Genomic DNA, 17,884 nt, shown 5'->3' with positions numbered 1-17,884 from the left:
AGGCAAGATGCACTTCAAAATCGTCTTGTCCAAAACGTCTTGCCCGGTCAGGCGATCACCTGAGCCGGCGCGTCTCTCGTCGGTAGAAGCCGCGCCATGGCACTCAACAGATCCGTCTGCGATATCAGGCCAAGGACGCGCCAGTCGGCATCGACGACGATGACCGCATGCGTGCGCCCGTCCGTCAGGACGGGCAATAGCGACAAGGCTGGATCGGCGGCATCGGCCACGGCCGGTTTCGATACGGCACTCACGATGGTGTCCAGGCTTTCCGAAAGTTCGCGCAGGCCGACCGTGCCGATCAGGCGGCCCTCCCGGTCTTTTACCGGCAAGGTGCGGATATTGTGCTTCAGCAGAAGATGCCGTGCGTGATCCGGCTCGGCCTCCTCGCCAATGGCGATGACATCGCGCGACATGATGTCGGCGCAGCGTATGTCTCCATGCGACCGTACTGCCGCCTGCAATTCCACCTGCCGCAACAGGCGGCTGAGGTCGGCCCGATCGATATCGAAGGTCTCGTCAAGCACGCCCAGGGCCGCATCGACGTCCTCCTCGCGAAAGCCCACCCGCAAGGGCGGCGGCAGATCGCGTGTCTGATGGGTGTTCTCGGCCGGCTTTGCGACGACATGTGGGTAGTTGCGCCTGGAGAGCTTGTGAAACACCAGCCCGAGGCCGACGAGTATGCAGGAGTTCAAGGCGACCGGCACGAAAGGAAACAGGAAGCCCCAGCCCGCAACGACCGGGCCGCCGAGAACGGCGGTCAAGGCGGCGGCGCCACCCGGCGGATGCAGGCATCTTGTGAACGACATCGCCCCGATCGCAAGCGAGACGCCGACCCCGATTGCGATAATCGGATTGTGGATGAAATAGGCCGCGATGATACCCATCATGGCGGAGATGGTGTTGCCGCCGATGATCGACCATGGCTGGGCAAGCGGGCTTGCCGGAACCGCAAAAAGCAGCACCGCGGATGCCCCCATCGGGGCGACGATGAGCGGAAGATGCGGCCCCTGCCCGAAAAGATAGCCGCTGATGACTCCTGTCAGGCCAATGCCGATCAAGGCGCCAAGGCACGCGATCAGTCGCTCGCGTAAGGTTGCTCCGGCAAGGATCGGCGAAAACAGGCGGAACCGGCTGGATCCGGTCTTTTGAGAGTCTTGATGCTGCATGATGAAACCAGTTTTTCAGAAAGGCATTTCGAGGATAAACGGCGGGATGTCGGTTAGTTCGGCACCAGCCGCGGAGCCTTTCCCCTGGTGGCGCCCAAGACCTCATGAAACGCGCTGAACGCGCTCGGGCGTTCACTTTTGCGGGAGATCAGGATCGTGTCGACCATGGCGAGTTGATGCGTCGCCGACGTCATCGGCCAGTGCATGAGGTCAAGGACTGACTTCGGCATGACGCCGGCGGCGTTGCCGGTCGCCACACTTGCCAGGATGGCATGATAGGAGCCGAGTTCGGTCGTTGGCAAAGTGCTCGACTCGCGCGCCCAGCCTTCAGCGATCCGTCGATAGGTGCATCCGGGTTCCAAAGCGGCAATGGATCCGACCCGCAGGTCGGCGGCCGATCGGATCGACGGATGCCCGGACGGCAATACGAGCAACAAATCCTCGACAAACACCGGTTCGGCCTCGAGTTGCCCGAGCTCAGCCTCAAAGCCCGCATCTTCGTCCAGCATCGCTTTTGGCGGCATGGCGATCAGTGCGCAGTCCAAAACGTCGTTCAGAACATCGTGGGCAAGGTCGCGGGAGGCGCCAAGGCTCAGTTGGAGCGATACATCCGGCCACATTTGATTGAATTGGCTGAGCGCTGCGGGCAGCCGGCTTGCCGCCGTGCTTTCCATCGTTCCCAAGCGCAATGTGCCCGATGGGTGCAGGGGCCTGACCGCCTGACGTGCTTCCAGTGCCAGCGCGGCAAGTCGATTGGCATAGATCTGAAACGTCTCGCCCTCTTTCGTCAGCGTCATCTTCTTGCCGTCGCGGCTGAAGAGCAAGACGCCCAGGTCGTCCTCCAACTGCTGGATGCGTGTCGTCACGTTCGACGGCACGCGGCCGACGGCTTTCGCAGCCTTCGTCACGCTGCGATCACTGGCGACGGCCAGGAATATCTCGATCGATGAAAGGTCCAATGAAAAGATCTCGATTCAGGAATTAAGTTACCTTATCATTCCCTATATAAAAATCATTCTCGCAGCTCAAGCATGTTTCGATATCGAGCCAAGGGACGGGAGCGTTAAAGAGCGGATGGCTAAATCAGATCGACATCAAACGGATGGAGAGCCCCGCGAATATGCATCCCCCGCCTGCATGCTCCACGAAGTCGACCCGGTCTATAGCGGCATCCCGTCCGGCGAAGACGAGGTCTTGGACATCTTCGCGTGGCGAAGGGCAGAGCGGCAAAGGCTGATCGACGACCGGAAGGCCCTGCCATTCGCAGAACGCGAAGACTATACGCGCTCGATTGCGACCCATCTCGATCAAGTCGTCGCCGATGTCGACGGCAAACATATCAGCCTGTTTTGGCCGTTCCTCGCGGAGCCGGATCTCAGAGGATGGATGGCGACCGCAACGGCCCGCGGCGCGCTTTGCCTATTGCCCGTCGTCGTCGCCAAGGCGACCCCCCTGATATTCCGGTCATGGAAAATGGGAGAGCGACTTCAACGCGGAGTATGGAACATACCCATGCCGACGGAAGGCAGGCAAGCTGTTCCGGACGTCGTCATAGCACCGCTCGTCGGCTTCGATCCACACTGCTTCCGCCTGGGCTATGGAGGCGGATTTTTCGACAGAACCCTCGCCGCCCTCGACCGCAAACCGCTGATCATCGGCGTCGGCTTCGAATCGCAAAGGATCGAGACCATTCATCCGCTTCATCACGACATTCCGATGGATGTAATCATCACACAAAACGGACCGCGCTATCGATGATCTCTCAGGGCACCCCGTCTCGATCTAGAATGCGTCATAGACTTGAGGTTCAAAAGCTGTCGATCCGATAGCGATCCTGCCCTCGTCAATCCCGATACGCCGTATCTGGCGAAGCTTAAGCCCGTCGATCCCATGAGAGTGCTGAACAGAACAGCAGATCGCCGCCCAAACGAGCAATCATTCATGCTGGCATGACGTTTTATCTGGCCGGATCGTCGTCTTCATTCATTGGCACATGAATTGCGTCTCCATGATCGACCCACTGGAAGACGATCATCATGCTGCCTATCCTTCTACCGCTGCTTTTGAGCATTTCCCTCGGTTTGAGCTGGAACAGGTTCCTGCTCACATTTACGAGCGGTGGTGACGGTCTGCAAAACCAGATGCCGGTCACGATGGTCGCAGCCGCCGTCAGCCTGTCCGCTCTTGCACTGTCCGTTGCCGATAAGGGGCTCTTGCTGGGAGGCGCTATCATCCTGCTCGGCCTCATGCTTGCGGCCATCAGCAAGAGCCTCTCGCAACCGGTCGCTATTGTGGCGCTCTCCGCCGCCAGCCTTGCAGCCTATCTGCAGTTTACGGTGCACGTCCTCTAACCGCGATCGTCATCGCGAAACGCAGACGGAACGCGTCTCGAGGCAGTGATGAGATTGGAACCGCCACCTTCGCAACCATATTGCAGCGAGCACGATGCCCCGGTACGAAACGAAGAGGGCGTTCAGATTTCGTAAGGCACTCGAATGTCCGGCATTTCCCTCGGAAAATCCTTGGTGTTCCGCGTAACCAGCAACATTGAATGAACATTGGCCGTTGCCCAGATGATGGCGTCGGGCAGTTTGATGCGATGTTGCTGTCGCAGATATACCGCACGCTCGGCTATGTGATCATCGACAGCGATGACTATAAATCCTGTTAGGAAAGCGCGTGTTCCGACTATCACCGTCGGTTTGGCACCGGCGAGAACCTCCATCCAGGTGATGATGCTAATCGCCTTTTCCTCATACCGCATCAACTCACGTCGCGCTTGCGGTATGGCATTGAGATGGTCGATCAAGATGTTGGTGTCGAAAAGCGCTTTTACCATTCGTTGCGAATGTCTTCCTGATACGCCAAACCATCGACCTTTCGATCACCCCAGAGCCCAAACGCCTCGACTTCGCTAATACTTGCGTTGCGAGCCAGAAAATCATCAATCGCCTTGCGAATGAGTGCTGCTCTCGAGACTTTTTCTCGCTGCGCCAGCTGATCCAGCGCTTTGATCTCCGGGTCGCCAATGTCAACCAAGGTTCTCATGAGAAATCTCCGATATCTGATATCGGCTATATATATCATTTCTATGCTTATTTTCAATGCCGCGTGTCAGTTGGCGGAAAGCTCCCCTGCTTCCTTCCACACACGAAGCAGGGCAAACAGTTCCTCGCGATCCTTCTGATCCAGGCATGGCAAGCCCGGAACACGAACAGGACCGACATTCAAGCCGGAGAAAGTGACCGCTTCCTTGACCACCGTAACATTGGCGCCGTTGCGGAACTTCGTGCGCATGCGCTCGAAGGGTTCGAGCTTGTTGACGATGGCGCGGGCAGCGGCGAAGTCTCCCTTCGCCAAGGCCGCGAGAACGGCAAGCGACAACTTTGGAGCGACGTTGACGAGGCCGGAGGTGAAGCCGCGTGCGCCGGCGGCCGCAAATGCCGGCGCCCAGCTTTCGGCAAGGCCACAGACGAACAGCGCGCCATTCGGATCGGCAGCGGCGATCGCCCGCGAAAGCAGCATCAGATCCGTCGTCGCGAACTTGATGCCGGCAATGTTGCCGTGGCCGGCCAGACGAACCATGTCGTCGACGCTGAAGCCGTCAGCACGGACATAGGCGACGAGCGGCAGGGGCGAGGCCTCTGCCAGGTCGCGGAAATAGTCGATCTGCGAGGCGGGGGCGGCGAAAGGATCCACCGGCTGATGCGACATCACGGCGGAGGCGCCGATCGAGGCGGCATCCTTGGCCATGCGGATTGCCTCGCGCAACGAACGGCCGATTGCCGCTGTCACCGGCGCTTTGCCGTCGACACCCGTGATGGCAGCTTCGTGGACGCGGCGGATTTCCTCGGGCGTGAGCGCATAGAACTCGCCGGTATTGCCTGCCGCGACGATGTTGTGAATGCCGGCTGCGGCCACGCGCTGGTAGACCTTGGCGGTCACCTGTGGCTCCACCTCGCCATTTGTATCATAGGCCGTGACCGGAACGCCGGATACGCCGGTCAGCGCTTGCCGCATGGTTTCAATGCTCATCTTCCTACCCTTACCCTTCATCACTGATCGAGGCGCAACCGAGGAAGCTTAAAGAAGCCGTCACCTCGCTCCAGCCTCGTCCAATTCCCTAAACGCCCTGGAACATGCGGGCGCGTGCATTCAATATGTGTCGCTTCATCGCATCGTGAGCTTCGGTCTCCTGCCGCGCGAAGATCGCCTGCACGATGACGGCATGCTCGTCCTGAACACTGCGGATCTGCTCCGGCGTCCGCTTGAGACTGAGGCTGCGCGTCACGGAATGGCCGATGGCGAAGTGCGGCCTGAACAATTCGCGGGCGGTGATATGGAACTGGTTGCCGGTGGCGATCGCAATCGCATCGTGGAGTTCCTGGTCCTCTTCCGCACCGAGCCGTCCCTCGCCAAGACATTGTTCGATCTTTTGAAGCGCCGCCGTGATCCGTTCCTTATCATCAGGCTGCCAGTTGCGCGCCGCAAGCTCGGCCGCTTCGGCCTCGAGCCCGGCGCGAAATTCGAAGAAGCGCTGGACATCAGCGAGCGATCCCACAGGCACCATTTTCAGGACCGAAGAATCCGGCCTTTGGCGCACATAGGAACCGGACCCCTTGCGCGAGACGATCAGGCCGTCGGCGCGCAGCCGTTCGAGAGCGTCGCGCACGACGGGCCGCGACGCGCTGAACATCTCGGCGAGCTTGGCTTCCGCCGGCAGTCTTTCGTTCACCGGAAACTGTCCGTCCGCGATCATGGCGACGATCCTCTCATAGATGATGTCGCCGAAGCGCGTCGCGCCCGCACCGGAATCGTTGGCGACAGAGAGTTTCATCATCGTCCTTTTTGAATGCGGGCCAGCGACAGGCATAGCGCATTTCCTGCGCGACAGCTACTAAATCTGTAAAAATCTGTCAACTCTTGTAATTATCTGAGAAGGTAATATGGTCTCGACGCTGCGCCAGAGGGGTGCAATGGCGACGGGTTGGGAGCTTGTCGTATCGGCTCAGGGAAAACCCGGCCGCGGTTAAAATGGGAGGATTCGATGCGCGATGAAACAGTGTCCCGTGGCGTGAGCAGACGTGCCGTCCTCGGAGGCATGGCGGGAATGGCAGCCCTGTCTCTGGCCGGCCGCGTCAGCGCTGCCGATACGGGCGGCGAGGCGCCAGCCTTGGCTGGGCTCGTCAAGGATGGCAAGCTGCCGCCGCTGGCCGAGCGGCTGCCGAAAAAGCCGATGGTGGTCACGCCTTACGAAAAGGTCGGCACCTATGGCGGTACGTTGCGGCGGGGCCTGCGCGGCTCATCCGACCACAACGGTATCCTGCGCATGGTGGGCAACCAGAGCCTGGTGCGCTGGAATCTCGAATTCACCCAGGTGCTTCCCAACCTCGCCGAGCGCTGGGACGTCAATGCCGACGCCTCGCAGTTCACCTTCTATCTGATCCAGGGCGCGCGCTGGTCTGACGGCCATCCGTTCACGGCCGACGATGTCGTCTTCGCCATCGAGGACTGCGTCAAGAATACCGATCTCTATAGCGCAGCACCGGCGCAGCTTTCGGTCGCCGGCAAGGCCGTCAATGTCACGAAGATCGACGACTACACGGTGAAATTCACCTTCGCGGCGCCGAACGCGCTCTATCTGGAAAACCTCGCAACCCCGCTCGGCCAGCATCCGACGCTGTTTCCCAAGCACTATTGCAGCCAGTTCCTGCCGAAATACAATCCGAACGTTGCCGAGGACGCGAAGAAGGCCGGCGCCAGCAGCTGGCCCGAATTTTTCCGCGCACGCTGCGGCGACATCGAGATTCCCTCGCGCTGGGGCAATCCGGACAAGCCGACGCTCGATCCCTGGGTCGTCAAGGAGCCCTATACCGGCGGCGCCACCCGCGTCGTCATGACCCGCAATCCCTACTTCTGGCAGGTCGACACATCAGGCAACCAGCTTCCCTATGTCGACGAGATCAATTTCGGCATTTCACAGGATGTCGAATCGCTGATGCTGAATGTCATCTCCGGCAAGATCGATATTCAGGAACGCCATATCAGCGTGCTTGCCAACAAGCCGACGCTCTCGCAGAACATGAAGAAGGGCGACTATCATCTTCTAACTCTTGTCCCTTCGACCTCACAGCAGTGCCAGATCTACTTCAATATCACCCATAAAGATCCGGCCATGCGCAAGATGTTTGCCGACAAATCAGTCCGGCAAGCGCTCTCGCTCGGGATCAACCGGCAGGAAATCATCGACATCGTCTATTTCGGCCAGAGCCAGCCCTATCAGGCCGGGCCGCGACCGGAGCATCCCTGGTACAACGAGAAATACGCGCGGCAATTCACCGACTACGATCCGGACAAAGCCGGCGCCATGCTCGATCAGGCCGGCTACGGCAAGAAGGATGCGAACGGCTTTCGTCTGAGACCGGACGGCCAGAAGGTCTTCTTCGCCATCGATGTCATTCCGACCCTCTATCCCGATCTGGTCGACGCTCTCGAACTGGTGAAGGCACATTGGGCGCAGATCGGCGTCGATATGAAGGTCAACACGATCGAGCGCGCGCTTTATTACACCCGTGGCGACGACAACGCCCATGATGCCCAGGTCTGGCCGGGGCCAGGCGGCCTCGATCCCATGCTCGATCCGCGTGATTTCTTCGCCTTCCATCCGCAGGGCTCGCGCTACGCCATTCCATGGTCGGTCTGGTACACATCGAACGGCAAGAAGGGCGAAGAGCCGCCGGAAAGCCAGAAGAAGCGCATGAAGCTCTTCGACGAGGCACGCTCGACGGCCGATCTCGAAAAGCGCGGCGCCGTCATGAAGCAGATCTTCGACATCGCCGCCGAAGAGTTTGAAACCGTTGGGCTTTGCCTGGCCGTCGGCGGCTTCGGCATCATCCGCAACAATCTGCACAATGTTCCTGAAAAGCAGCCGGATAGCTGGTCCTGGCCCAACCCGGGGCCGGCCATGCCGCAGCAATTCTTCTTCACCAGCTGATCACACGAATTCGGCGCCGCCTTCCATGGGCGGCGCTTTCCCTCATGCGGAGCTGCCAATAGCAGCGCTCACTGCGAGAAATAGCCATGCTGGTCTTCATCGGTAAACGCCTTTTGTGGATGATCCCATCCCTCTTCGCCATCAGCTTCCTGGCCTTCGTGCTGATCCAGCTGCCCCCCGGCGACTATGTGACGACCTATATCGCCACGCTCGCCTCCTCGAACGAAGTGGTCGACCAGAACACGGCCGCGCAATTGCGCGAACGCTTCGGTCTCGACCAGCCGATGCTCATCCAATATCTGAAATGGATCTGGAACATCGTCACGCGCGGCGATTTCGGCATCTCCTTCGAATGGCAGCAACCGGTCTCGGGCCTGATTTGGGAGCGCATGGCGCTGACGCTCGTGCTGGCGCTTGCGACCCTCGTCGCCACCTGGGCGATCGCATTGCCGATCGGGGTCTATTCCGCCGTCAAGAAATATTCGATCGGCGATTATCTGTTTACCGCCTTCACCTTCCTTGGGCTCGCCATCCCCTCCTTCCTGTTGGCTCTGGTGTTGATGTATGTTGCGGCGGTCGAGTTCGGCCAGGATGTCGGCGGTCTATTCTCTTCCGAATTCGAGACCGCGCCCTGGAGCATCGCCAAGATGCTGAACCTGCTGTCGCATATCTGGCTTCCCGTCGTCATTCTCGCCGTCTCGTCGACAGCAAGCCTCATCCGCGTCATGCGCGCCAACATGCTCGATGAGCTGCCCAAGCCCTATGTGACGACCGCCCGCGCCAAAGGCCTCTCGGAATTTCGGCTGCTGGTCAAATATCCGCTGCGCATCGCGCTCAACCCCTTCATCTCGACCATTGCCTGGCTGCTGCCCAACCTGATCTCGGGGTCCGTCGTCGTGGCGATCGTTCTGAACCTGCCGACGGCGGCACCGCTGCTGCTCCAGGCCCTGATGGCGCAGGATATGTATCTTGCCGGTGCCTTCATACTACTGATCTGTGCGTTGACGCTGATCGGGTCACTCATCAGTGACATCTTGCTTGCCCTCGTCGATCCCCGCATCCGGTTGGAATAGGAGCAGCCCATGGCCGATATTGCCGTTACAAACCTGCGTCCCGACCGCGCCGCCGTCGCCTCGCAATGGCAGCTGATCTGGTGGGCCTTCCGCCGCCACAAGCTCGCCATGGTCGCCCTCGTCGTTACCGTGATGATGTATATCGTTGCGATCGTGCCGGGCTTCTTTGCCATCAACGATCCCTATCAGCAAAATGCGCGGGCGACCTTCCACCCACCGCAGCGCGTGCATTTCATCGATACCGAGAACGGTTTCTCCGTCGGGCTGCACTACTATCCGCTGAAGCTCACGCGCGATCCGGAAACACTGGCTGCGATCTTCAAGGAAGATACGACCAAGCGGGTTTCCGTCACTCTGTTCGGGCGCGGCTACGAATATTCCGTACTCGGGCTTTTCACGAGCAACATCCATCTGCTGGCATCCTCGGACAAGTCGACGCCCCTTCTTCTGTTCGGGGCGGATCGGCTCGGTCGCGACGTCTTCAGCCGCACCGTTCAGGGCGCGCAGATCTCGCTGTCGATCGGTCTCGTCGGCGTGTTCTTTTCGCTTTTGCTCGGCATCGTTCTTGGAGGGATTTCAGGTTATTACGGTGGGAAGCTCGACTTCTTCATCCAACGCTTGATCGACTTCGTGCTGTCGTTGCCGACCATTCCGATCTGGCTCGCCATGGCGGCCGCCCTGCCGCAAGGCTGGCCGGCGGCGCTGCAATATATGATGATCACGATCATCCTGTCATTGACCGGTTGGGCCCAGCTTGCTCGCGTCGTGCGCGGTCGCTTCCTGTCGCTGCGAACGGAAGAATTCGTTGACGCTGCCAGGCTGGATGGTGCCAGTGAGGGGCGCATCATCTTCCGGCACATGCTGCCGAGTTTTGCGAGCCATATCATCGCCTCCATCACGCTTGCCGTGCCGGCGATGATCCTGGCCGAGACCTCCCTTTCCTTCCTCGGGCTCGGTCTGCAGCCGCCGACCATCTCCTGGGGCGTGCTGCTGCGCGAGGCGCAGAACATCCGCTCGATCGCAACGGCGCCATGGCTGTTCCTGCCGGGTGTCGCCGTCGTCATCGCCGTCATGGCGCTGAACCTTCTCGGCGATGGCCTGCGCGATGCGGCCGATCCCTACAACAAATGAGGCGGGCATGACCGATATCGTTTCCATGAGCAATGCCCGCCCGCTGCTGCAGGTCAAGAACCTGATCGTCGACTTCCCCTTGCGAACGGGCACTTTCCGCGCGGTCGACAATCTCTCCTTCGCCATCGAGCCCGGAAAGACGCTTTGCGTCGTCGGAGAGAGTGGCTCGGGCAAATCCGTCACCGCACGCTCGATCCTGCAGATCGTCGACGCCCCCGGCCGCATCACCGGCGGTTCGATCCTCCTCAATGGTGCCGGCGGCAGTTCGGTCGATCTCGTCAAGCTCAATCCGCGCGGGCGGCAGATCAGGTCGATCCGCGGGCGCGATATCGCCATGATCTTCCAGGAGCCGATGGCATCGCTCTCGCCCGTCCACACCGTCGGCGACCAGATTATGGAAGCGCTGCGCCTCCATACCAAGATGAGCAAAGCGGAGGCGCGCGCCGAGGCGATTTCGCTTCTGAAGCAGGTGGAAATCCCCTCCCCGGAAAAGGCAGTGAACCGCTACGCTTTTCAATATTCGGGCGGGATGCGTCAGCGCGCCATGATCGCCATGGCGCTCGCCTGCAAGCCGCAGCTTCTGATCGCCGACGAGCCGACGACGGCACTCGACGTGACGACGCAGGCCGAAATCCTCGATCTCATCGCCCGGCTGCAAAAGGCCAATGGCATGGCGGTGCTGTTCATCACCCACGATATGGGCGTGGTCGCGCAGATCGCCGACGACGTGCTCGTCATGCACAACGGCGTCGTCAAGGAGCATGGGCCGGTCGAGCAGATTTTCCATGCGCCGAAGGATAATTATACGCGCATGCTGATCGGCTCGGTTTTGAAGCTCGAAAGGAAGGCCGAAATCCGCCTTGCACGGCCGCCGCTCGACAGATCCGCTGCGCCGATCCTCGAACTGCGCAATGTATCCATGGCCTTTGGCGAGGTCCGCGCTCTCAATGACGTCTCGATTTCGCTTCTGCCGCGCGAAACGCTTGGGATCGTCGGCGAGAGCGGATCGGGCAAAACGACGATGGGCCGCTCGATCATGCGCCTTATCGATCCGACTGCCGGGGAAATCCTCTATCGCCGCGCCGAGGGCGATGTCACGGATCTGGCAAGCGCCAAGGGAACGGCCCTGGCGGCAGCGCGCCGCGAACTGCGCATGGTGTTCCAGGATCCCTTCGGCTCCCTTAATCCGCGCATGACCGTCTCGCAGATCATCGGCGAGCCGTTGCTCGTCAACGGCATCGCCAAGGGCCGGGCACTCGATGAGCGCGTTTGCCATTTGATGGAGCAAGTTGGTCTCGATCCAAGGACGCGCGAGCGCTATCCGCATGCCTTTTCCGGCGGCCAGCGCCAGCGCATCGGTATTGCCCGCGCCATCACTCTCAATCCACGCGTGATCGTTGCCGATGAGGCGACGTCTGCCCTCGACGTCTCCGTGCGCTCGCAGGTGCTTGATCTCTTGATGAGGCTGCAGGACGAGCTTGGCCTTGCCTATATCTTCATCAGCCACGATATCGGCGTCATCCGCTACATGTGCGACCGTGTCGGCGTCATGTACAAGGGGCGCCTCGTCGAGGTCGGCGACGCCGACAAAGTCTGCAATTCGCCCGAACATGCCTATACGCAAGCGCTGATCTCGGCGATCCCCCGTCCCGACCCGCGCGATCGCGATCACTCGCGGCGCTTCCGCTATGTCGAACCCGAAGCCGTGAAGAACGGCAGTGCGGCGTGAGGATCTCCGTCGCTATGCCCCCGGCATTCATTCGCCACCGATCCGACGTCGGCTCGGCACGGCGATGATTTCCCAACCTGCGGCATCTCCCATGCCGCATTCATGTCAATCGATAGAAGGAAAATAAGATGAAGATCGACCGCATGCGGGTATTCATGACCCGCGACAAGGATCGCCCGCGCGTCATCGTGGCGCTGGATACGGATGACGGACTGACCGGCTGGGGCGAATGCTACAATCACGGTCCCGATTTGGCACTGCCGCCAATCCTCGACTATCTCTACGGCTTCATCGCCGGCCAGGATCCGAGCCGCATCGACTATCTCGTCAACCTGCTGATCCAGCAAAGCCGCTTCCCGCCCGGCGCCCTTGGACTTTCGGCGATATCAGCGCTCGACCATTGCCTGTGGGATCTCTCGGCAAAAGCCCTCAATGTTCCGGTCTACAAGCTGCTTGGCGGTGCGGTCCGTGACCGCATCAAGGTCTATGCCGGCGTCTATACCGCACCGGACGCGCCGGCGGCACGCGACGAGCTCGACCGGTTGAACGCCGAATGGGGCTTTACCGCCTTCAAGCTCAGCCCCTGGCGCATCGACATGCATGCCCATCGCTGGGGCAATGTCGTCAAGGCATCGGCCGATTATTTCCGCTCGCTGCGCGAAACGGTGCGCGACGACTATGAGATCGCCTTTGATGCGCATGCCAAGATCTTCGAACCCGTCGCCGCGCGTCAGCTCGGCAATGCGCTTGCCCCCTATGATCCGCTCTTCTACGAGGAGCCGCTGCGGCCTGAGAATATCGAGATGTGGGGTGAGCTGAAGCAGGGCCTCAATTGCGTCTTGGCGACCGGCGAGTCCCTTTATAACCGCAACGAATTCCTCCGGCTGTTGCAGGTCAAGGGCGCCGACCTGATCCAGCCCGATATCTGCGTCGTCGGCGGCATCAGCGAGATGCGCCGTATCGCGACGATCGCCGAGGCGCATTTCGTCGGCGTGGCTCCGCATAATCCGATGGGTCCGCTCGCCACCGCCGTCAACGTGCATTTCTCGGCCGCCGCGCAAAACTTTAGGATACTCGAATACCGGCTGCCGAAGGGCCAGGCCTATGTCTATGGCGGCAACGAGGTCGAGCAGCGACAAGGCGAAACCCGCTATGTCGTCGACCCCTATCTCCCGAAGGATGGCTATCTCGAGCTCAGGCCCGACCGGCCCGGCTGGGGTGTCGACATGGATGAAAAGGCAATGGAAGAGGAAGGCTATATCCACTGGCAAAGACGCGTACCCAAGCGTCCGGACGGCTCCTACGCCTTTGCGTGACAATTTCTGGCGACCTTTATCGCTCAGCCGCTAACTCAAAAGTGGAACCGCTGGATTTTGCGGTTCCACTTTTTACCATGACCGCAATCGGCCCGAGGCGGACGTCTGTCTATTTCGATGTTCACACCGATATCAGGGCACTAGATTATCGAACATAGTTTGCTGGCAAATCTCGCGGCTGAATAGCAGTGACCACGCAGACGCCGAAGTTTGCTGGAAAACGGTCGTTTTCCTTACATACCTAATATCGATCCAGTCGGTTGCTTGGCTTGTCATCAAGGCCATATCGCAAAAGTGCATGATTAGGTAGGCTGGCGACCTTCCACTGTGGAAACTGACCTGCCGCATGATTACGGCTTCACCGCCGTAGCCGCGCTTGACTATCCAATCTGACCAGAGACGCCGCCTAATAAGACGATCCGGTCTCATGATCTTCGAAAGAAGCCGTGGGGGACTTCAACGAGTTCCAACGGACGTTTCCGCAATCAATTAAGTCCAGCCAGAAGGAGAAGGTAAAATGTCTACAGCATCCAAGCTTACCATCGTGTTCTGCCATGGCATTTGGGCTGATGGCTCATGCTTCAGCAAAGTAATCCCCGCATTGCAGGCGGACGGACACGAAGTTATCGCAGTTCAATATGGATTGGACTCTTATGAAGAGGATTTGGCGACGGTGAAGCGCACGCTTAACCGTGTCGGGAGTCCTGTCCTCCTCGTCGGTCATTCCTACGGCGGAGCCACCATCACGGCATCCGGCGTTGATGAGCGCGTGGTTGGCCTCGTCTACATTGCAGCGGTCGCACCGGATGCCGGCGAGACCGTACAGGACCAGCTCGACAAGTATCCATCGGATATCTTCTCTCGCGTCGAGGTCGCCGATGGGCGCGCCTGGATGCTTCCGAACGGCACCGAGTTCTTCGCCGGAGACCTCTCCGAGGAAGAGCAGAAGCTCGTATGGGCGACCCACTATGCCCCCGTCTACGATCTCTTCCACCAACAGAAGCTCAGCGCCGACAATATCGCGTGGCGGTCGAAGCCGAGCTGGTACGTTCTGGCGACGCGAGACCATACTGTGCATCCCGACCTGCAACGCTGGGTCTCGAAGCGTATGGGGGCGACCGTAACTGAGGTGGAGAGCAGCCACGTGCCGATGCTCTCTCAGCCCGATGTTGTCATCGACGTCATCCGCAAGGCTGCGGCTGCGGTTCAAAACAGCTAGAGCAATTCCAGGAAAAGTGCGCAGCGGTTTTCCGTCCGGAATTGCGAGCAAACAAAGCGATAGAGCGGTTCGGAGATTCCGTGAAAAACTGAACCGCTCTAACGACTATCGCCAATCGTCCGACAGATGAGAGAGGCTGCCACAGACGGCCTCTCTCGCCTATGCGAATGCGACGTGGAAAGATGGGGACGCTCATAGGATGTCCGGTGACGGCGCATAATTGCCATCGCGGCCTATGGCAGGCCGATTCCAAAGTACGCTGCTCATGGCTAAAAATACTTTAGTGCCTGGGGGTGCCCGCCGTCCTTTTCACCAAGGCGAGTGATCGCCTGATTTCGCTCGCATTCACTTCACGCGCGCCGCATCTGCATCGCCAAGATCGCCTCGCCGCGGCGCGCGTGGCACCATGCGTCCGATGACGGAAACCAACAGCGCGGCAACCAGCAAGCAAGCGGCAAGGAAGAACATCGGCGCGATCGTGCTTCCGGTGGAATCCTTGATCCAGGGAACGACATTTTGCGCAATGAAGCCGCCGAGATTGCCGACGGAGTTGATCGCGGCAAGGCCGGCTGCGGCACCCGCGCCCTGCAGGAAGCGCGACGGCAAGCTCCAGAAGACCGGCTGGCCAGCGAAGATGCCGGCGGCCGCGATGCAGAGGAAAGCAAACTGCAGCGTATGATCGGGAATAACAGCTGAAAGGACCAGGCTCGCGGCGCCGACCAACGCCGGGATGACGATATAGGGTGTTTTCGATTCCGCCTTGTCCGCCGCTGCCGGCACGACATAAAGGGCGATGGCGACCAGGAGCCAGGGAATGATGTTGAGGAGACCGTTCGTCGTGTTGCTGACGCCGAAATTCTTCACGATGGTCGGCAGCCAGTAGCTGAGCCCGTAGGCGGCCAGCGGAAAGCCGACATAGCAAAGCGCCATCAACAGTACGCGCGGATTGACAAGCGCCTTGAAGCCGTCGGCGGCATTTTGCTCCATGGCCGAATTCTCGACCGCGAGCCGATCTTCAAGCCAGCTCTTTTCCGTGTCGTCGAGAAAACTCGCCTTGGCAGGCAGATCCGGCAGGTAAAACAGGGTGACGAAGCCGGCAATGATCGCTGGGATGCCGGTCACGAGGAAGACCCATTGCCAGCCGGCGATACCATAGAGGCCATTCAAATCGAGCAGCACGCCGCCGAGCGGCGCACCAATCGCATTGGCAAAGGCGCTGAAGATCATGAAAAGGCCGACCATGGTGCCGCGATAGGCGGAAGGATACCAAAGGGTCAGCAGATAGAGCACGCCTGGAAAGAAGCCCGCTTCGCACGCGCCGAGCAGGAAGCGAAGGATGTAGAACATGGTGGCGTTCTGCGTATAGGCGAGCGCGACCGTGACCGCGCCCCAGGATATCAGGATACGCGCGAACCACCTGCTTGCTCCGAACCGGTCGAGAAGCAGGTTGCTCGGTACTTCGAAGATGAAATAGCCGATGAAGAACAGCGAGGCGCCGAGACCATAGGCATATTCGCTCATGCCGAGATCGCCGACCATCTGCAGCTTTGCGTAGCTGACGTTCTGGCGATCGATATAGGCGATCAGATAAAGGATCCCCAGGAAGGGCATGAGCCTCCAGGTGATCTTGGATATAAGCTGCTTTTCATCAATCACGCCGCGTCCTCCCTGGGAGATGGTCCTGACCGATGTAGATAGCGCAACTCAGCGTTTATCAATGCACTGATAGAGAAGCTTGCCCACCGCCCATGCAACTTGTGGCCGGAGAGCAACAAGTCAGCCGGCGTCTCCAAGGCGAAACGGCTCTGAACTCTCGCCTCAAGCGACGCGTTCGAACTGAGTGCGGATATGCTCGATATAGTGCTGGCCGGGTGAAGATGCCTTCACCATGGCTAACGCAGCCTTTTGCGGAACACCGCAAAACTGACGCTCCTCGCCGTTTCTGAAGCGGATATAAAGACGCCCATCGTCTGGGTGGAAGAAGACGGATTTAATGATTTTTGATGAAACTGGAAGCTCTTGCATGGATCACCTTACCTTTGCCCGGTTTATCGCACGAAAACCGAAACATTGGGTGAAGTGAGCTAGTTAATGAACAATACAGTTGTGTCAGCGAATTTTATCGATTGCCGCGCCAGCTCCTAAGGGGCATTTGGCAAGGCATCCTCAGCGTAGAGTGCTGCGAATTCCGCACTTGGCGGTATCGGCTTGATAACGTCGATCAGAACGCCATTCGGATCGGCCGTGATGAAGTGACGCTGACCGAAGACTTCGTTCCGAATGGCAAGCAGGATCGGCAAGCCGACATCCCGCGCACGACTATAGACGGCATCGACATCTTCCACTTCGAAGTTGAGCAATAGCCCCATCACCTGGCCGCGTGCCTGCGCCGGGATCGTCTCATGCCGCCCATCCAGGATGGCGAGATTGATGCCGCTATCCTCAACCGATTGCAAATGCACATACCAATCGCTGGCAAAGCTCTCCCTAAAACCGAAATGCTCGATGTAGAAGGCTGCGGTTTCCGCGACGCGCTCCGTCATGATGACCGGATAATAGCTCGTGACCTTCATGCTTCACATCCTCCGCCAAAAGACATACAATCTGCCTGTATTATTCTCAAATAACATACAGGCTGCATGCATGCAAGACTATCGCTCCAATCGGGAAAGAACCGAGAAGACCAAGGCTGCACTCATCGCGGCGGCGCGCGTATTGTTCGTGGAGAAGGGCTACGCCGAGACATCGACGCCGGAGATCGTCGCCGCAGCCGGCATTACCCGCGGCGCGCTCTATCACCACTTCGAGGACAAGCGCGCGCTGTTTCGCGCCGTCGTCAGGGAGGAAGCGCTTGCGGTGACGCGCTCTATCGAGCAGGCGACACCGGAACAGCTTGCGCCACGCGATGCCCTGATTGCCGGCAGTAGTGCCTATCTCGATGCGATGCGTGTTGCCGGCCGCACCCGGCTTCTGCTGATCGAAGGGCCGACCGTGCTCGGCCTTGCGGAGATGAAGCAACTGGACGAGGAAACGACCACCCTCACCCTGAAACAAGGATTGGAGGCAGCCCTCAGTCACGGTCGCAATTCAGGCACTCCCGTCGAGGCGCTTGCCGATATTCTATCGGCGGCATTCGATCGGGCGGCCCTTGCCGTCGATGCCGGCGGCGATGCAGGACGTTATCGCATAGCCATTGCGCATATGATCGAGCGTATTGCAGACTAGGTTGCTACGTTACTGAGATAATCCGAGG

General features: G+C 59.5%; 18 protein-coding genes. 9 read left to right on the top strand and 9 right to left on the bottom strand.

Going from position 1 to position 17,884, the window contains the following annotated elements; translation table 11 throughout:
* Positions 1–47: 47 nt before the first annotated feature.
* Positions 48–1,169, bottom strand: coding sequence for an HPP family protein (locus CCGE531_RS21720; protein ID WP_120667687.1), 1,122 nt, complete (start codon positions 1,167–1,169; stop codon positions 48–50).
* 53 nt (positions 1,170–1,222) lie between these two features.
* Entirely contained in the window at positions 1,223–2,128 is a 906-nt protein-coding gene (locus CCGE531_RS21715; protein ID WP_120667685.1) for a LysR family transcriptional regulator, read from the bottom strand.
* Between the two features lie 178 nt (positions 2,129–2,306).
* Between CCGE531_RS21715 and CCGE531_RS21710 the strand changes: the two genes are divergently transcribed.
* Positions 2,307–2,927 carry a 5-formyltetrahydrofolate cyclo-ligase gene (locus CCGE531_RS21710; RefSeq protein WP_348633023.1) on the top strand — a complete coding sequence of 207 codons (621 nt, stop codon included), beginning with the start codon at positions 2,307–2,309 and terminating at the stop codon, positions 2,925–2,927.
* A gap of 278 nt (positions 2,928–3,205) precedes the next feature.
* Positions 3,206–3,520 (top strand): hypothetical protein, encoded by a 315-nt coding sequence (locus CCGE531_RS21705; protein WP_120667681.1) that lies wholly within the window; start codon positions 3,206–3,208, stop codon positions 3,518–3,520.
* A gap of 122 nt (positions 3,521–3,642) precedes the next feature.
* Here the strand turns inward: CCGE531_RS21705 and CCGE531_RS21700 are convergent, their stop codons facing one another.
* The 4 genes from CCGE531_RS21700 to CCGE531_RS21685 all read right to left on the bottom strand — a co-directional run bounded on the left by CCGE531_RS21700 (position 3,643) and on the right by CCGE531_RS21685 (position 6,006).
* Entirely contained in the window at positions 3,643–4,008 is a 366-nt protein-coding gene (locus tag CCGE531_RS21700; RefSeq protein WP_120667679.1) for a type II toxin-antitoxin system VapC family toxin, read from the bottom strand.
* Entirely contained in the window at positions 4,002–4,217 is a 216-nt protein-coding gene (locus tag CCGE531_RS21695) for a CopG family transcriptional regulator (protein WP_120669292.1), read from the bottom strand. Before CCGE531_RS21695 ends, CCGE531_RS21700 begins: the two co-directional genes overlap by 7 nt.
* A gap of 66 nt (positions 4,218–4,283) precedes the next feature.
* Complete coding sequence (locus tag CCGE531_RS21690; protein ID WP_120667677.1) at positions 4,284–5,204, bottom strand: dihydrodipicolinate synthase family protein; 921 nt, start codon at positions 5,202–5,204, stop codon at positions 4,284–4,286.
* An 88-nt stretch (positions 5,205–5,292) separates the two neighbouring features.
* The gene (locus CCGE531_RS21685; protein ID WP_120669290.1) at positions 5,293–6,006 is read right to left on the bottom strand and encodes a FadR/GntR family transcriptional regulator; all 714 of its coding nucleotides are present in this window, start codon (positions 6,004–6,006) and stop codon (positions 5,293–5,295) included.
* 210 nt (positions 6,007–6,216) lie between these two features.
* Between CCGE531_RS21685 and CCGE531_RS21680 the strand changes: the two genes are divergently transcribed.
* The 6 genes from CCGE531_RS21680 (at position 6,217) to CCGE531_RS21650 (ending at position 14,631) form a co-directional block, all read left to right on the top strand.
* On the top strand, positions 6,217–8,163 hold the full coding sequence (locus CCGE531_RS21680; RefSeq protein ID WP_120667675.1) for an ABC transporter substrate-binding protein: 1,947 nt from the start codon (positions 6,217–6,219) through the stop codon (positions 8,161–8,163).
* 86 nt (positions 8,164–8,249) lie between these two features.
* Positions 8,250–9,236, top strand: a complete 987-nt coding sequence (locus CCGE531_RS21675; protein ID WP_120667674.1) for an ABC transporter permease — start codon at positions 8,250–8,252, stop codon at positions 9,234–9,236.
* Between the two features lie 9 nt (positions 9,237–9,245).
* Positions 9,246–10,367: an ABC transporter permease gene (locus CCGE531_RS21670; protein ID WP_120667673.1), complete on the top strand. Its 1,122-nt coding sequence runs from the start codon at positions 9,246–9,248 to the stop codon at positions 10,365–10,367.
* A 7-nt stretch (positions 10,368–10,374) separates the two neighbouring features.
* A complete protein-coding gene (locus CCGE531_RS21665) occupies positions 10,375–12,096 on the top strand; it encodes an ABC transporter ATP-binding protein (RefSeq protein ID WP_120667672.1) in 1,722 nt (573 codons plus the stop codon).
* A gap of 128 nt (positions 12,097–12,224) precedes the next feature.
* Positions 12,225–13,412 (top strand): galactarate dehydratase, encoded by a 1,188-nt coding sequence (locus CCGE531_RS21660; RefSeq protein WP_120667671.1) that lies wholly within the window; start codon positions 12,225–12,227, stop codon positions 13,410–13,412.
* Between the two features lie 517 nt (positions 13,413–13,929).
* Positions 13,930–14,631 (top strand): alpha/beta hydrolase, encoded by a 702-nt coding sequence (locus tag CCGE531_RS21650; RefSeq protein WP_120667669.1) that lies wholly within the window; start codon positions 13,930–13,932, stop codon positions 14,629–14,631.
* Positions 14,632–14,976: 345 nt separating this feature from the next.
* On the opposite strand, the gene CCGE531_RS21640 is transcribed toward CCGE531_RS21650, so the two are convergent.
* From CCGE531_RS21640 to CCGE531_RS21630, 3 genes are all read right to left on the bottom strand, one after another.
* Positions 14,977–16,287, bottom strand: coding sequence for an MFS transporter (locus tag CCGE531_RS21640; RefSeq protein ID WP_120667667.1), 1,311 nt, complete (start codon positions 16,285–16,287; stop codon positions 14,977–14,979).
* A gap of 162 nt (positions 16,288–16,449) precedes the next feature.
* The gene (locus CCGE531_RS21635; RefSeq protein WP_120667666.1) at positions 16,450–16,656 is read right to left on the bottom strand and encodes a KTSC domain-containing protein; all 207 of its coding nucleotides are present in this window, start codon (positions 16,654–16,656) and stop codon (positions 16,450–16,452) included.
* Positions 16,657–16,772: 116 nt separating this feature from the next.
* Positions 16,773–17,204 carry a VOC family protein gene (locus CCGE531_RS21630; RefSeq protein ID WP_120667665.1) on the bottom strand — a complete coding sequence of 144 codons (432 nt, stop codon included), beginning with the start codon at positions 17,202–17,204 and terminating at the stop codon, positions 16,773–16,775.
* A gap of 70 nt (positions 17,205–17,274) precedes the next feature.
* On the opposite strand from CCGE531_RS21630, the gene CCGE531_RS21625 reads away from it, so the two are divergent.
* Positions 17,275–17,856: a TetR/AcrR family transcriptional regulator gene (locus CCGE531_RS21625; RefSeq protein WP_120669288.1), complete on the top strand. Its 582-nt coding sequence runs from the start codon at positions 17,275–17,277 to the stop codon at positions 17,854–17,856.
* Positions 17,857–17,884: the final 28 nt, after the last annotated feature.

It is taken from the genome of Rhizobium sp. CCGE531, assembly GCF_003627795.1.
In the GTDB taxonomy this organism is placed as follows: Bacteria; Pseudomonadota; Alphaproteobacteria; order Rhizobiales; family Rhizobiaceae; genus Rhizobium.
This window is presented reverse-complemented; position numbering and strand designations above follow the sequence as displayed.

Bases quoted from the DNA above. Each gene is read 5' to 3' on its own strand.
- CCGE531_RS21675 (WP_120667674.1), top strand. From the start codon at position 8,250: ATGCTGGTCTTCATCGGTAAACGCCTTTTGTGGATGATCCCATCCCTC.
- CCGE531_RS21710 (WP_348633023.1), top strand. From the start codon at position 2,307: ATGCTCCACGAAGTCGACCCGGTCTATAGCGGCATCCCGTCCGGCGAA.
- CCGE531_RS21700 (WP_120667679.1), bottom strand. From the start codon at position 4,008: ATGGTAAAAGCGCTTTTCGACACCAACATCTTGATCGACCATCTCAAT.
- CCGE531_RS21670 (WP_120667673.1), top strand. From the start codon at position 9,246: ATGGCCGATATTGCCGTTACAAACCTGCGTCCCGACCGCGCCGCCGTC.
- CCGE531_RS21665 (WP_120667672.1), top strand. From the start codon at position 10,375: ATGACCGATATCGTTTCCATGAGCAATGCCCGCCCGCTGCTGCAGGTC.
- CCGE531_RS21650 (WP_120667669.1), top strand. From the start codon at position 13,930: ATGTCTACAGCATCCAAGCTTACCATCGTGTTCTGCCATGGCATTTGG.
- CCGE531_RS21680 (WP_120667675.1), top strand. From the start codon at position 6,217: ATGCGCGATGAAACAGTGTCCCGTGGCGTGAGCAGACGTGCCGTCCTC.
- CCGE531_RS21705 (WP_120667681.1), top strand. From the start codon at position 3,206: ATGCTGCCTATCCTTCTACCGCTGCTTTTGAGCATTTCCCTCGGTTTG.
- CCGE531_RS21695 (WP_120669292.1), bottom strand. From the start codon at position 4,217: ATGAGAACCTTGGTTGACATTGGCGACCCGGAGATCAAAGCGCTGGAT.
- CCGE531_RS21625 (WP_120669288.1), top strand. From the start codon at position 17,275: ATGCAAGACTATCGCTCCAATCGGGAAAGAACCGAGAAGACCAAGGCT.
- CCGE531_RS21660 (WP_120667671.1), top strand. From the start codon at position 12,225: ATGAAGATCGACCGCATGCGGGTATTCATGACCCGCGACAAGGATCGC.
- CCGE531_RS21630 (WP_120667665.1), bottom strand. From the start codon at position 17,204: ATGAAGGTCACGAGCTATTATCCGGTCATCATGACGGAGCGCGTCGCG.
- CCGE531_RS21685 (WP_120669290.1), bottom strand. From the start codon at position 6,006: ATGAAACTCTCTGTCGCCAACGATTCCGGTGCGGGCGCGACGCGCTTC.
- CCGE531_RS21720 (WP_120667687.1), bottom strand. From the start codon at position 1,169: ATGCAGCATCAAGACTCTCAAAAGACCGGATCCAGCCGGTTCCGCCTG.
- CCGE531_RS21690 (WP_120667677.1), bottom strand. From the start codon at position 5,204: ATGAGCATTGAAACCATGCGGCAAGCGCTGACCGGCGTATCCGGCGTT.
- CCGE531_RS21635 (WP_120667666.1), bottom strand. From the start codon at position 16,656: ATGCAAGAGCTTCCAGTTTCATCAAAAATCATTAAATCCGTCTTCTTC.